Annotated in this window: 10 protein-coding genes and 1 pseudogene; 3 read left to right on the top strand and 8 right to left on the bottom strand. The window is 41.1% G+C overall.

Translation table 11 applies throughout. The features are described 5' to 3' along the window. Positions 1–90: 90 nt before the first annotated feature. Together Psch_RS05100 and Psch_RS05095 are read right to left on the bottom strand one after the other, a co-directional pair. Positions 91–2,079 (bottom strand): radical SAM peptide maturase, CXXX-repeat target family, encoded by a 1,989-nt coding sequence (locus tag Psch_RS05100; protein WP_190239362.1) that lies wholly within the window; start codon positions 2,077–2,079, stop codon positions 91–93. Then, positions 2,030–3,904, bottom strand: coding sequence for an ABC transporter ATP-binding protein (locus Psch_RS05095; RefSeq protein WP_190239361.1), 1,875 nt, complete (start codon positions 3,902–3,904; stop codon positions 2,030–2,032). Before Psch_RS05095 ends, Psch_RS05100 begins: the two co-directional genes overlap by 50 nt. Before the next feature lie 893 nt (positions 3,905–4,797). Between Psch_RS05095 and Psch_RS05090 the strand changes: the two genes are divergently transcribed. From Psch_RS05090 to Psch_RS21605, 3 genes and pseudogenes are all read left to right on the top strand, one after another. Beyond that, positions 4,798–7,218, top strand: coding sequence for an O-antigen ligase family protein (locus tag Psch_RS05090; RefSeq protein WP_190239360.1), 2,421 nt, complete (start codon positions 4,798–4,800; stop codon positions 7,216–7,218). Positions 7,219–7,328: 110 nt separating this feature from the next. Next, complete coding sequence (locus tag Psch_RS05085; protein WP_190239359.1) at positions 7,329–7,646, top strand: hypothetical protein; 318 nt, start codon at positions 7,329–7,331, stop codon at positions 7,644–7,646. 199 nt (positions 7,647–7,845) lie between these two features. Continuing rightward, positions 7,846–8,157 (top strand): annotated as a pseudogene (locus Psch_RS21605) (IS3 family transposase); the annotation flags it as partial. Positions 8,158–8,257: 100 nt separating this feature from the next. Here Psch_RS21605 and Psch_RS05080 read toward each other — a convergent pair. The 6 genes from Psch_RS05080 to Psch_RS05055 all read right to left on the bottom strand — a co-directional run bounded on the left by Psch_RS05080 (position 8,258) and on the right by Psch_RS05055 (position 14,850). Beyond that, entirely contained in the window at positions 8,258–8,413 is a 156-nt protein-coding gene (locus tag Psch_RS05080) for a hypothetical protein (RefSeq protein ID WP_190239358.1), read from the bottom strand. 51 nt (positions 8,414–8,464) lie between these two features. Further along, the gene (gdhA, locus tag Psch_RS05075; RefSeq protein ID WP_134218834.1) at positions 8,465–9,805 is read right to left on the bottom strand and encodes an NADP-specific glutamate dehydrogenase; all 1,341 of its coding nucleotides are present in this window, start codon (positions 9,803–9,805) and stop codon (positions 8,465–8,467) included. 119 nt (positions 9,806–9,924) lie between these two features. Next, positions 9,925–11,250: a glutamine synthetase family protein gene (locus Psch_RS05070; protein WP_134218835.1), complete on the bottom strand. Its 1,326-nt coding sequence runs from the start codon at positions 11,248–11,250 to the stop codon at positions 9,925–9,927. Between the two features lie 183 nt (positions 11,251–11,433). Next, positions 11,434–12,132, bottom strand: a complete 699-nt coding sequence (locus Psch_RS05065) for a response regulator transcription factor (RefSeq protein WP_134218836.1) — start codon at positions 12,130–12,132, stop codon at positions 11,434–11,436. Positions 12,133–12,143: 11 nt separating this feature from the next. After that, on the bottom strand, positions 12,144–13,394 hold the full coding sequence (locus tag Psch_RS05060; RefSeq protein WP_134218837.1) for a sensor histidine kinase: 1,251 nt from the start codon (positions 13,392–13,394) through the stop codon (positions 12,144–12,146). A gap of 334 nt (positions 13,395–13,728) precedes the next feature. After that, a complete protein-coding gene (locus tag Psch_RS05055) occupies positions 13,729–14,850 on the bottom strand; it encodes a PRK06851 family protein (RefSeq protein ID WP_243120613.1) in 1,122 nt (373 codons plus the stop codon). Between the last annotated feature and the right edge of the window lie 8 nt (positions 14,851–14,858).

The following is a 14,858-nucleotide window of genomic DNA, read 5'->3' as shown; positions in this document are numbered from 1 at the left end:
TGCATAAATTCAATTTAGCAGAAAGGTCATATCCGGTGTTCAACTTTGCCGGAAAGGGTGTCCAGTTTCAAACGGAGACACTGTTCAATCTCAGCGGTCAAACTGTTCAGTTTGACCCGGCATATTCAGAATGTAAAATTCATTTGTTAATTTTTTATTTATAAATAAACATCTTCTACAGTGATATGTATCACATTCAGAACATATTGGCCACTTGTCAATATGATTTAAGTAATTATTATTAATACCCATTTTCAGGTTGCCAACAATGTTATCGGAATTATTAAAATAAAAAGCTGGACAAATGTAAAAATTGCCGTTTGGTGCTAAACAAATAGTACTAATCCCAGCATCACAGTTATTCATTTTTGTAAGTTCGAATAAATCAGTAAGTACGTTAATTTTAATATGTTTGTTAATTGAATAGCGTTCTACAATATAACTAATAATTTTATTTAATTCGATCTCATAGAGATGTAAATCATGATCTTTCCAATTTTCGACATTTTCAAGGATCAAATTGATCCGTTCAGTATTATTGTTTATTAATTTTATAATATAGTTGCTGATTTTTTTAATGTTATCTGGTGTTATTAATAAAATAGAATTAATTGGTGGGATTTTAGTGTGTTCGATGTTATTATCGTATATTATAATTGCATTATTTTGACCCTTATAAGATTTTTCATCAATTATAAGAAGATGTTCATTTGCTTCAAAATTGGATAATAGAGGTAATCCCAAAAATACCGGAATATAATCATTTTTCTTAGCATAATCCAAGCCAGATAATAATATCTCCTGACTCATATCGGTTTTGTTTATACGTGAGTTGCGATATGAACAATGTGGAGTTATTTTGTCAGAAGTAATTATTAGTAAATACTTTGAGAGTGATTTCCTTTTTCTTAAGTATTCTTCCCTAGGTGAAACCAAACCCGTAGTTTTGGCAAATTTTTCCCAAAAATATTTATTTGCTCTTACATTAGCTTTATGCATTTTACAGACATAAGTAGCTCTCTGAAAAATTGTATTTGCATAATCATAATTAAAACCTGTACAATAACCACAACCCGATGCAACATTACATTGAAGACAATCAATATTACTTATATTTTTCAATGACAAAACTTTAAACGGTCTTAGCTTATCCTTATTAATACCTGTATATATATTCCCTATTGAATAATTGTTTCTATTGTTAAGGCTTATATCCAAAAATCGTACACATGGTAAAAAATTTCCATTGCAATCAATTGCTAGCATTTTACCTGTGCCACAAAAATTTCGCTGCATTTCTTCTTCTGTTAAAGGAAAACCAATATCAGGAGAAAAAAAACGTACAGAATAATCATCCCACATCTTTTTTTCTATAGTATAATCTGCTAATTCTACTAACTGTCTTTCGAAAATTAGATCATCACCATCATTCCATACATCTTCAAAAACAACATTTGCAGCAACCATCTTTATCCCTAATTCCCATAAACTAATAATGCTTTCTTTCAAATAAGGCAAATCTTCATGAGTAAATGTTGATTTAGTACTAGTCCCGATAAACTGTTCTTGCCAAAGCTTTACGTTTTTTACTACATCATCATATGAACCGCTACCATCTTTTTTTATTCTCTGTAAGTCATGTTTAATTTTATTTCCATCAATACTAATGTTAATTGAACAGTGTTCTTTATTTTTCTTAATATAATTTTGAACCTTTGGTGCATCATATAAAATTCCATTAGTAGAAAAATGAAGCATATAATTATTAAACCAAGGATGCTCTAAACTATACATTTGAATTTTTATATAATCTGTTATTTGATCTATTAATTCAATTTCAAGAAACGGTTCTCCCCCCGTAAAACCCCATACAATAGCCTCATTATTAAAATTCTCCCTATCAGCAAGTATATAGTCAACTGCTTGTTTCGCAACATCAAAACTCATTTTATTAATATTATTTTTCCCGGTCATATAACAGTATTTGCATGATAAATTACAATCTTCGGTAACACAAAAAGTAATTTCTTTAGCAATTCCCGCTTTCCAAGGTTTTGGTAGTTGACCCATTGAAATCATATAATATTTCCTCCTTTGTTTTTTCAGAACTTCCATTCTTTATTAATAATTCTGCTTCCAATTTGAACATTTTATTATAAAGACTATTATGTTGAATTAGGAATTCGTGTTTGCCACTATCACAAATTACACCTTGATCTAGTACAAATATTTCATCAGCTTCAATAATAGCTGATAATTTATGAGCTACAATTATTACAGTATGGTTCTTTGAAATTTTTTTTATTGCCGTATTTATATAAGACTGTAAATTGTTATCGAGTGAAGAAGTTGCTTCGTCAAATAGTATTATTTTGGATTTTTTTAGAATAGCTCTAGCTATAGCAATTCGTTGTTTTTGACCAATCGACAGCAATACTCCGTTTTCACCAATATATGTTTCATATTTTTGGGGCAAAGTCATAATAAAATCATGTATACAAGCTAACTTACATGATTCCAGCATTTCATCTTCTGTTGCATTTGGATTTACCTCCATTAAATTATCTTTTATTGACTTATTAAATAACATTGGATTTTGCCTTACTATAGAAATATTTTTTCTTAATTTATTCTCTGTTAAGTCCTTTATATTGATATCATCTATATAGATGGCCCCTGATAATGGATCATAAAATCTTAGAAGCAAATTTAGTATAGTAGACTTCCCACTACCACTATTGCCCACTATAGCTATTGTTTTATTGCAGGGTATCTCAAAAGTGATCCCCCTAAGAACTGGCAAGCTTGACATATATTCAAATTTTACTTCTTCAAATTTTATTTTTCCGACAACTTGTTCAATTTCGTTATCTCCAAACTCTTCCTCTTGATATATTGAATTATCAATTAACTCAAATATTCTTCTTGATGAAGAGAAGACTTGTTGCAAACTTGAATTTACCTTTGTTAAATTTAATAATGAATTATTAAATATACTGGAGTACGAGAAAAACGCTACAAAATACTCAATACTTAGTGTCTCCTTGCAAACAAAGTATCCACCAATCAATATCAATAATAATTGGGATAGATAATTGAATGCTTGTGTCGCTGTTTGTGCAGTATTGCTTAAAATATTTAATTCTATATTATTATTTCTTATTTCCAAAGATAGCGAAGAGAATATTCTAAAATCGATATTCTTTAATCCAATTGCTTTAATATCTCTTATTCCGCAGATTGATTCATTTAATTTACTAAGATAGTCATCCGTGAGACTTAGAATTTTATTGTTCTTTTCTCTTAACAATATACTGTATTTTTTAAAGATTAAATATGAGAATGGAAAACCTAAAATAACAATTGATGCCAGTAACGCGTTTATATTGAATACTGTTATTCCTACAACAAAAATTTTTAATATATCAACAGCTGTGTTAATAAATAAATTCATTATAACGAATGAAACAACCGAGGTATCATTGTGAATACGTGAAACAAAGTCACCAGTTCCCATTTCATCGAAATATTTAACTGGCATATTTAAAATTTTTTTATATAACTTATTTTTCAGATCATAAATTACTTTATTTATTAGGTTAGTAGATGAGTAGCCTTGAATATAACTTAACAATGCTTGAAATGCAAATACAACAAAAAAAAATAAGGTATAAACAAATGATTGGTCGTAATTTTTCATAAATAAGCTGGATAAAATTTTACCCCATAGCAGTGGTTGTATTAAACTTAAGGCAATTCCTGTTATTATAATAATAAATGTTGCAATAAATAAATATTTATATGGTTTAACAAAAAAAAGTATTTTTTTTATATAGAGATAGTCTTTTCTGCAAAAGAATGCAAACTTATATTTTAATTTCTCATTAAATTTTTTATTTATCATATTTTAACCTTAGGTTTTCTTTTTTTAATATATATTACTTGCATAAGTTCAGACAACCATTATTCTTAGAAATATCGGAGAAAAACTATGAAAAACTATACTAAAAATAGTTCTTCCAGCCTCTCAGTAGTCTCGTCCGATACAAATGCTGTATCCAAGAATATTTAAGGTATAAATTTGCAAAGTCAAATATTTGCTGTCGTACTCTTTTCATCATGTCGCCGCCGGATACCCCTTAGGAGGGTGAAAAGCTATACGGTTAGTCTTTTCTCTTTATCATGCTGCCTTTGCCTAACATAGACTAGCTTGGCCACCGGGCTTGCGTGTAACGAGGCTACATATATGTTCCTGTTAAGTTCGGCCTGATGAATTGCTCACCCTGCTAAACGGAGGAATACTGTAACCTACAAGAGTAAACTCAAATAATACTTAATATACAATATTCTCTATAATTAGATTATAGTGATATTACAATGCTTATCAATATTATTTACCTAATATACTGTTTTACTGACCTATAATACACTGAAAAAGTCTTTATCCCCTATTATAGAATTAGTGAATCGCAATTCTAGCAGGTAATTATACCTCGTAATATAGGACCAAGTTTGAAATAATTTTGAGGAGGAATATAAGAGGAGGAATATAATATGTATGCAAAATAGCCAATTGATGAATTAGTTGCACTCCTTTTTATAATATTTTCACCTGACAATACCTTGTGCCATATCATTGTTTGCTGAAGGATCGGGAACTTGCTAATAAACTTAAATGCCAATTTGACAAAAAAGTCAGACCAAGAAGGTATTTGTAAATTAATACAGAAATAAACAACATTGTATTTAGTAAAAACCTAATAAAAGATAACATTGAAAAAAGAAGGAGCCAATCTAGTGGTTGCAGCGAAATCGAAGAATAAAAAGAAAATTGAAGCGGTTAAGAGCAATCTCCAAAATAATCAATTGGATTTAGGCCACGCGATTGCCTTTTGGGGAATGGGGGTTTTACTGTTCCTGCCACCTTACTTCAGAGGATTATTCTTCCAGCCCGAGCAGGAACGGGCACTGTTTTTTGCCACCGTTCTCTTCGGGGTTGCCTGGCTGTGGAAGTGGTCGAAGCGTGACAACAGCTTCCTTTCCCACCCGCTGGACTACTTCGTCCTGGCCTTTCCCATAGTCTACCTTATTTCGGCCTTTCAGGCCGCCAACTATGGACTAGCGGTAGACGAGGTGGTCAAGACCGCCCTGTATTTTATGGTTTACTGGCTGTCCTCACGGCTCGTAAGAAACGATAAAGATATTGTCACCATTTTACATATCATCTATATAAGTGCCGTCGGCGTGGCTTTGGCAGGGTTGGCCACCGCCACCGGGATCATTGAAATTAATGACGGCTTTCTGAACGGGCGGATTTATTCCTCCTTCCAGTACCCCAACGCCCTGGCAAGCTATCTGGCAGCGGTAATATTTATCGGGCTTTACCTCTGGCGGAAGACTAGTTTACAAGAGTTGGACGGTGTAGTTAAACGAACAATATCAAAATACGTTCCGGCATGGTTGAATTTAAACAATATGAGCCATTATCTCTATGCCGCTGGGAATTTCCTGCTCTTTGCAGTACTTCTTGGTACTAAGTCATATGGTGGACTCCTGGTATTTTCACTTGTTTTTGTCCTTTTCATCATTGGTTTGTCTAAATGTAACAGGATACCGGTAATTTTACATTTTGCTCTTATCGGGATGTCTTCGACTATTGCCGTCTGGCAGTTTCTTTCAGCTGTTTCCACTCAAAAGATGGTCCTGGCATGGTTGTGGATTTTTATTGGTTTAACAGTGACGCTAATGGGACAATTTCTATATTTGTCTGCAGAAAAAAGGGGCATTTGTTGGCGGATTGAAGGAAATAAGAAAATAACTATTGGTATCTTGTTGCTGGTGGTTATTGTACTTGCTGTCGGTCTGGCGTATTATTTGAATACGCATCCCGATATCGCAAAAAAAATCACAGAACAGATAATATTAAAGTTCAGGAATGCTATCGAGCGTTTTTACTTCTATCATGATGCCATGAAGATGTTCAGGGAGCGTCCCATCATCGGCTGGGGCGGCGGTGGCTGGCAGGAGGCCTACCGCGCCTTCCAGGGCTATTTCTATATTTCCAACCAGGTACACGGGAATTACTTCCAGATTATGGTGGAAGCAGGCGTCCTCGGGCTGCTTACTATACTGGGTATATGGGTCACCTTTTTATACACCGCCAACAGGCTCTGCCATGGGGCAAAGGAGGATGTCTCCGCCGGGATCTTGATCTGGACCATCACCATAGCAGCGCTTTCAGTGGGGATACACGCCGTCATTGATTTTGACCTTTCCTTATCTGCTCTCTCCATGGTTCTCTGGACCCTTTTCGGTCTAGCAAGGGGTATCTTGAGCCATGCAACAAACAAAGCCAAAGAGAAGAATAGCAGGAGATATGTGCCGCCCAATAATGCCGTTCTGGTCGGAGCGTCGGTAGCGACGGTTTTGCTGCTTATTTTCAGCGGCGCTCTAGTAGCTTCCAGTAACAGTTACACAAACGCAAAGCATGCTAAAAGCTATGATCAAGCCCTTGCCCTGTTACAAAAAGCTTCAGTTTATAATCCAACTAACGCCACTTATCACCTTGATCCCGTTTACCGGATTGATCTGGCCCATCTTTATCTGGCTCAGGGCAAAATGGACCAGAGCATTGCTGAGGCCTGTCTGGCGGTGAAGTTGAGTCAATACAACGACGTTCGCTACGCAGATTTGTCCGTCATCTATGCGGCAGCGAAGAAAAATGATGAAGCCGTGCAGGCCGCCCATAAAGCACTTTCCCTGGCCCCATTCGAGATCCAGCGGTACGAGCTCCTATCCCAGGCCTACTTCGTAGCCGGATATAACGAACTAACCGACGACAATCGCGACGCGGCGAAACAATATTTGGAACAAGTAGCAGGAGTGCCGGCCAAAATCCAAAGACAGATAGAAACCCTCGGCGAAGAGGAAAAACGCCTTTGGAAAGATGCCCCACCGATGACGGTAACCCCAACGGTTAAACTTTACTTAGGCTCTTCTCTGTATCTGCTTGGGAAATGGGCTGAAGCCGACAGCAACCTGCAGGCTGCTCTTGCCGATAATAAGACAAAGGGAGCGGCTTCTCTCTGGTTAGCCGCCCTGCGGGACAAGCAGGGTCAGGTGCAAGAATCGCAAGATCTCCTTGTTCAGGCTGGTAATCTGTCACCGGAGCTGGCGAATAAATATGATCAACTTAAAAGTTTGCCTATCTTGAAATGAACTCGACTCCGGTAAATCCGAGTAATAAGATATGTCTTAAAAATATCAATGTTGACAAGAGAAATAAATAATGATTTCCACCGACTATGACTTAGGAAGGAGTTGTTTGAATGCTTAAATTAAAACTGTTAAGAGTTGCAGTTATTGTGGTATTAACAATGACCACCTTTGTACCTGTAGCCTCGGCACGTTTAGCAGTAAGCAGCCCGGAATATATAATTTCCAAATCCCCAATTACTCTGGCTATCTTCTGGCCTGGAATAATCGCTTTCCTGCTTTTATTGGGCTTATCGCTAGCAGGTCTTTGTTACTATACTCGTTCCAAACAAAATCGCTCACCATTGTTCTGGATACTTGGGATATTAATATGTATAACTGTTTCTTATATTACTGCTACATTTGCAATAACTCCTTTGTTACTTAGTTAATTCTTTATTTTGACCCCCGTAATAAAATTTCAAAGGTGGCCCCGTTAAGGCCAATAGTTTTTCACTCTGTTTGTTTTCAGTTCTGGCATATAAGGTTTTTTCTGCCGAATATGAAAAACCATAGTAATCTTTAAAGTTAACTTTATAATGCTCCCATAGAGTGAGACACAAAATCAAAAATGTAAGTTATACTGGAAACATGAAAAAGAGAAACTATTATTCAGCAGAATTTATGCAAGGTGGTCCTGGAGGTGCTGCAGCAAGCCCCCACTGTGGAGGTGCTGCAGCAAGCCCCCACTGTCAACGAAATCACCGCTGAGTATGGTATAAGCACTGTGGTCATCTGAGGTAGACTGACTCAATAAAATCTGAAGAAATTATCGGGCCAGACTGGAAGAAAAGACTTCGTTGACAAAACAACGCTCATATCAGTGTCAAGCGCCAGGCTGAATTATTAAACATCAATTGCGCCAGCGTCTATTGCCAACCATCTGAGCAGAAGCCTAGCTCAAGAGATGTTAGGTATTATCGTGCTCTTCATTCAGGTAATGACAAAAACCACCCTAAGGTGGTTTTAATACACATGAAAAGCATACTATATGAAACAGGGACTACTTTTTATCTATAAGGCTCTGTATCATCACCTTTAGTTCTTCCACCATGTTTTCCAGGATAACCAGCTTCTGTACAGCCTGGCTTGGGCTGCAGGTTCCAAATTGATCGCATTCTGAACAGGGGTCGGTATAGGCCAGCGGACATTGCGTCATGGTTTTTCTCCCCTCTTTTCTTAATTTTAGCTATCCGTAATAGGATAGCGTTTACACTATCCCTTGGGCCATCATGGCGTCGGCCACCTTGAGGAAGCCGGCGATGTTTGCTCCCGCCACCAGGTTGTCTTCACAACCGTATTCCCTGGCTACCCGGCTGGTCTCGCGGTAAATATTGATCATAATGCCCTTTAATTTGGCGTCCACCTCTTCAAAGGTCCAAGAACATCTCATGCTGTTCTGGGACATTTCCAGTGCCGAGGTAGCTACGCCCCCGGCGTTCGAGGCTTTTGCCGGACCGAAAGGAATACGGTTGTCCTGGAACACTTTTATCGCTTCCGGGGTGGAGGGCATATTGGCGCCCTCGGCGACAAATTTAACTCCGTTGGCTACCAACTGCGAGGCTGATTCTTCGTCGATTTCATTTTGGGTAGCGCAGGGAAGGGCTATATCACACTTGATTGACCAGATGCCCTTTGGCCCTTCGTGATACTCGGCTGATGGATGGCGCTCAACATAAGCTTTAATTCTTTGTCTTTCAATTTCTTTTAACTGCTTGATAGTTGCCAGGTTAATCCCATCGGCATCGAAAATATAACCGTTGGAGTCGCTCATGGCTACCACGCGGGCGCCAAGCTGCCGGGCCTTTTCCGCAGCGTAAATGGCCACATTGCCGGAACCGGACACGACCACCGTCTTGTTGGCCAGGTCCTGGCCGTTTTCCTTTAGCATTTCTTCAAGAAAGTAGACCAGCCCATAGCCGGTAGCCTCGGTTCTGGTCAAGCTTCCGCCGTAGGACAGCCCCTTGCCGGTAAGCACGCCATGGTACACTCCTGTAAGCCTTTTGTACTGGCCGTATAAATATCCGATTTCCCGGCCACCAACCCCTATATCACCGGCCGGGACATCGACATCAGCCCCGATGTGCCGGAAAAGCTCTGTCATAAAACTCTGGCAGAAACGCATGACCTCAGCGTCTGATTTGCCTTTGGGATCAAAATCACTCCCGCCTTTGCCGCCGCCAATGGGCAAACCGGTCAGGGAGTTTTTAAATATTTGTTCAAATCCCAGGAATTTGATAATGCCGACGTTTACGGAAGGATGAAAACGCAAGCCCCCCTTGTAAGGTCCAATGGCGCTGTTGAACTGGACCCGGAACCCCCGGTTGACCTGGAGCCTACCGTTGTCATCAACCCACGGCACCCGGAAAATAATCTGCCGTTCCGGTTCTACTATTCTGTGTAGAATATCCGCATATTCAGGGTGTTTTTCAATTACCGGTTCTAAAGATTCAAGTACTTCCATAACTGCCTGGTGAAACGTTGGTTCGCCGGGGTTTCTTTTCGTCACCCCGTCCATTATTTCGCTGATTACCTGTTGAGAAAAACTCACTTAAAAAGCCCCCTTAATCCAATGTGTCAATTTATTTATTGAAAATTTTGCTCTATCGCTTTATTGATTTAAATGTATTGATTAGCCAATCACCCCCCCATCAAAAGTAAGAACAATTGCTAGTAGTTAGTGAGATATTCTTCCAGTTCCCAGGGGTGCACAAATAACTGAAAACGTTCCCATTCCTCACCCTTGGTCCTGGCGAATGTCCGGTAAATATATTCACCCAGGGTGGACCTGGCCAAGGGATCAGAGGCCAGTTCCCGCAGCGCTTCTTCCAGGGTGAAGGGCAGGCGGGCAATTCGCAGCTCAGGATTTTGTTGCGCAAGTATTTGAGATGTGTTTTCTAAAAGAGGGGCAGGAAGTGGGAGCTGCTGCCGGATGCCATTTAAACCTGCTTTAAGGATTAAGGCTAAAGCCAGGTATGGGTTGCAAGCCGGATCGGGGTTGCGTACTTCCACCATGGAGCCCGGCCCGTCGTGCGCGACGATGCGGAGCACTGAATTGCGGCTTTCTTCCGACCAGGCTACATAAGTAGGGGTGCGTTCGCTGGGTACCAGCCGTTTATAAGAGTTAATCAGTGGATTGGTAATGGCGGTATTGGCACGGGTATGAGCCAGGATACCCCCGATAAAGTGCCCGACCTCCTGGTCCAGTTGTAAATTTTGCCCCGGTTCCAAAAAAGTCCCGGACTCTTTGCGGCGCAGCAAAATGTGAAAGTATAGCGCCGAACCAGGCATGCCGTTCAGTGGTTTAGGCATCAGGGAAGCGTGCAAACCGTGCCGCTGGGCAATGGTACGTACGATAAACTTGAAAGTTACCAGCTTATCAGCTATAGACAGGGCGTTATCAAGTTTTAAAGCGATACCATGCTGGCCCGGCCCCATTTCATGATGGCTGAAGCCGATGTCCAGTCCCATTTCCTCCATGGTCAGCACCATGTCACGCCTGGCGTTTTCACCCAGGTCGACCGGGGTTAAGTCGCAAAAACCGGCACGATCATGGGTATTGGTGGTTGGGTTGCCGTTGTCGTCTATATTTAATAGATAGAACTCCACCTCTGCGCCAACCCAAATTTCAAGACCCATCCGGGCGGCTTCATCCAGTACCTGTTTCAAGACGCTACGTGAGCAGCCAGGGTAGGGAGTCCCGTTTGGATTCTCCACATCACAAATGAAGCGGGCCACAGCTTCATTCCGGGGCCGCCAGGGGAACACTACGAAAGTGGAAATATCTGGACGGAATATGATATCCTGTTCATGGTTGCTGACCACTCCATCCACCACAGAGCTGTCAAAGGTGATTTTGCCGGCCATGGCCCGTTCCATATCCTCGGTCGTCACAGCGATGTTTTTCAATGTGCCGAAAGTATCGGTAAACTGCAAACGAAGAAATTTTACATGCTCTTCCTTAGCCTTTTCCAGAACTTCTTCCCGTGTAAGCATTGGCGCCTCCAAATGACTCAGGGCATTCGTAATTATTGTTACAAACGCGCTGATGATTAACTAACAACTATAATCTAGTTGATATTCCATAAATAAATCATAATAAAGAGTGCTATAAATATAAGAATTTCATAAAAAAAAATACTCTGCCTTGCTTGGCAGAGTATCAAAAGGACTATTATTTTATAATTCAGTTGCCAGCTGGTAGCCTATTCCGTGTTTACCAAGAATATATTTCGGATTGCCCGGGTCATCCTCAATTTTTTTTCGTAAACTGCTGATATAATTTCTCAGGTAGTGCAGCTCATTACGGTATTCTGATCCCCACACCCGGGTCAGCAGATCCTCATGCGTAATTACTTTTCCAGCATGACTGCCCAGCTGGTAAAGGATCTGATATTCTGTAGCGGTTAACCTCACTTCTCTCCCCCTGAGATAGACCCGCTTTTGGGCAAAATTAATTACCAGGTCGCCAAATGAATAAGCAGGGCAATTTAGATAATCCTCTGATGGCTGTGTTCTCCGTAAGACTGCTTTTACGCGACGCAGTAATTCCTCAACGCTAAAAGGCTTGGTTAAATAATCGTCGGCGCCCGCGTCAAAACCACGTATCCGGTCCTGCTCACGAGTCCGTCCCGTTAACATGATAATGGGGATATCGGAGAATTCACGGATCCTTTTACATGCTTCAAAGCCGTTGAAAGGGCCGGGAAGCATAATATCGAGGATCAGTAAATCATAGTTGGAGGATTCTAATAAATTTATTGCAGTTTTTCCATCAGCGGCTGTCGCCACCTCGTAACCGCTGGCCAATAAGTTAACTTTAACCAGTCTTACCAGGCGAGGTTCGTCATCCACTATTAAGATCGTTTTACGCCTCATATCAAGCACCTCTAGTTGCCTCTCGTGGATGGCAATTCACTGTTTGCGGATCCGGTAGGCAGCGAGAAGAAAAGGGTCGTTCCCTGGTTTAACTTGCTTTTGGCCCAGATCCGGCCACCGTGATTGATTATGATTTGACGGGCCAGAGGTAATCCCAGCCCCATTCCCTTTTGATGCTCCTGCAGGTTGCTGTTTACCCGGAAAAATTTTTCGAACAACTGGTTTAAATGCTCGTCACCAATACCGATGCCCTGATCAGCTACCGAAACAATTACTTCCTCAGGGGCCAGTTCGCCTTTGATAACGATTTGGGTGTTTTCGTTTGAATACTTTACCGCGTTGTCTACAAGGTTTCGAAGCACCTGCTCAATCCTGGTCAGGTCTGCTTTCACAATTGGAAAATCTTCCGGAAACATTACAATAAACTCATGGTTCTTTTTGCGGTACGACTGGTCCCGGAGGACTTTTTGGGCTATCTGAAGGAGCGATATGGGTTCTTTTTTGAGCTCGATTTCACCTTTCCAGCTCAAGGTGGAAGAATCCAGCAAATTGTTGATCAGGCTTTCAATATAATCTGTTTCTTCTACAATAATGTTTAAGAATTCTTTTTGGGTTTGCGGATCCCAGGCCACGTCATCCCGCAGCAAGGTGGTGACGTATCCCTTGATACAGGCCAGAGGGGTCCTCAAATCATGGGACAAGCCTGCCAGCATTTCCGACCACATCTGCGCCATATCTTCGGATGGAAGGAAGCAGGTGGGGTCTTTCCCCGTGCCTTTAATGGTATCCAGGCTGCATTCGATCACGTGCGTTACCGCTCTTAAGAGTTCCGTAACGGGGAAAGAATTCAACAGCAGGCCTTCTCCGCAAGACATTAAAAAGCCGTTCCTGCAGGCCATGGGGAAACAGGTTACCTCGTAATCCGGTTGACCGCACCTTTCTATAACCTTTTGTCTTACCGGACAGTCTAAAATAGGGCAGGGAATGTTCCTATTGGCACAAGCATTCTGTTGAAAACACTGCAGGACGTCCAGATCTACTTCCGTATAGTCCGCAGTGCTTTTTTGGGCATTAAAATAGACAATACACCGCTTGGTCATATTAATGCCGACAGCGCACCCGTTAATACCCAGGGTGCTGACGAGCCAGCCCGGAACCCAGTCCAAATTGCAATGCTCTTTTAATAACCTGCCGGAAAAATATAGAATTTTAATTGATATATCAAACAGATAATCAATTTTCAGGCGGTTCTTTGCGCTCATGGGCTTAACTCCTTAAGGAATATAAGTCATCCTTCCGGGGGAAAACTTTCTCATTTCAATTCCCCGTCCGGTTATAAAAATTACACCGTAAAAGGTTCTAGCAATTATCTTGATTTCCTCCCTTTTTCTGTGTAAATGTAAATATTAGAAAATAGGGCCGAATTCCGAATAATCTGTTTTATGTTAAGATTTCATGGTTTTGTTCCGGGTTTTACCGGTCAATATGTTTTTATCTGCCAAACAATAAGAAGCCGCCCGTGAGTAGTTAGTTACACCCGGAGGCTTCTTCAAAGGCAATTATGTTTTTGTTACGGCGATAGGCTTGATTCTGGTTTCAATCGCGGGCCGTGCCGGCGCTGCCCTCAAGCAGTTCCAGAATACGCTGCAGGGTCTTTTCTCTCATGGCATTGACACCGTCAAAGTTCATATAAGGAACATAGTACTTCTCCATCTCGTCATGCTTCTTTTTCGCCCGGCTGATAAACGACACAGCCTGTTCCATGCACTGCCGGTACAGCCCCCGCGCCGTATCCCTCTCGGCTAAATAGTCTTCATTCGTTACAGGCGCCACGCAGGTCATGGTATTGATAACTGTGTCACCGTCTTTAGGCTGGTAAAAATGCGGTTCGACGCTATTGATAACGGCCAGGCTCAGGTCGTGAATAACCAAATGCTCAATTTTGTTGGGGTTTAGTGCACAATGGAAGGCGGTTACATTGTAGCCCCTGGTTAAAGCTGTATCCATTATACGTTGAACCAGGACGGTTTTCCCTGTTCCATCATCACCGTTAATGATATAACGTTTGTTCAGGCGTCCTACAACAGTTTCCAGATGGCTGACCGGACCGTCCGGGGTATTGGCGGTTGCGAAAAGGTGGCGGGCTTTGGGATTGTCGGTTAACCTGGGTTTGCCTTCGAAAATTTCGAGGGTCAGGTCCAGGACCAGTTTATCGAAAGCGCCTGCATTGAAAGCGCCGCTTTCAAGGTAGAAGGATTCAACCTCATCCAGAAAGGTTTTAGCGCCGGCAAGGTAGGTGTAAGCATGTTTAAACAGACGGCCGACTTCCTTGTTAACGGCTAGTATTTGCTCCCTGTTTTCACGGATTCCTTTCTCGTTCCAGTATTCTCCCAAATTTATTATTTCATCGACCGCTCCCGGGTTCTTCGGGTCAACAATATGTGGACTGGTACCGTCCAGAAGGGCTACCTGGATTGCGGGAATAACCAAGCCGTCTAACGAACCGTTATCCGAAGAGCAGCAATGGAATTCAATATCGTAACCCATATCCAGTACGGTTTCGCCGATTTTACGCATGAAGGTTGATTTGCCTACGCCGGGACCTCCCTTTAAAATATAGATTCGGTTTGCGTCTGTTTTAATAATATTGTCGTAAAATGAATGAAAACCAAAGGCCGTATTGCCACCCGGAAAAACTTTCACCAGTTGCCCCTTCATTTTTCAAA

It is taken from the genome of Pelotomaculum schinkii, from assembly GCF_004369205.1.
In the GTDB taxonomy this organism is placed as follows: Bacteria; Bacillota; Desulfotomaculia; order Desulfotomaculales; family Pelotomaculaceae; genus Pelotomaculum_C; species Pelotomaculum_C schinkii.
The sequence above is the reverse complement of the archived record's forward strand: the minus strand, read 5'-3'. Positions and strand labels throughout refer to the sequence as shown.

Excerpts from the sequence above, each read along its gene's own strand:
- Psch_RS05100 (WP_190239362.1), bottom strand. The coding sequence starts at position 2,079 with ATGATTTCAATGGGTCAACTACCAAAACCTTGGAAAGCGGGAATTGCT.
- Psch_RS05055 (WP_243120613.1), bottom strand. The coding sequence starts at position 14,850 with ATGAAGGGGCAACTGGTGAAAGTTTTTCCGGGTGGCAATACGGCCTTT.
- Psch_RS05060 (WP_134218837.1), bottom strand. The coding sequence starts at position 13,394 with ATGAGCGCAAAGAACCGCCTGAAAATTGATTATCTGTTTGATATATCA.
- Psch_RS05080 (WP_190239358.1), bottom strand. The coding sequence starts at position 8,413 with ATGACGCAATGTCCGCTGGCCTATACCGACCCCTGTTCAGAATGCGAT.
- Psch_RS05065 (WP_134218836.1), bottom strand. The coding sequence starts at position 12,132 with ATGAGGCGTAAAACGATCTTAATAGTGGATGACGAACCTCGCCTGGTA.
- Psch_RS05085 (WP_190239359.1), top strand. The coding sequence starts at position 7,329 with ATGCTTAAATTAAAACTGTTAAGAGTTGCAGTTATTGTGGTATTAACA.
- Psch_RS05070 (WP_134218835.1), bottom strand. The coding sequence starts at position 11,250 with ATGCTTACACGGGAAGAAGTTCTGGAAAAGGCTAAGGAAGAGCATGTA.
- Psch_RS05095 (WP_190239361.1), bottom strand. The coding sequence starts at position 3,904 with ATGATAAATAAAAAATTTAATGAGAAATTAAAATATAAGTTTGCATTC.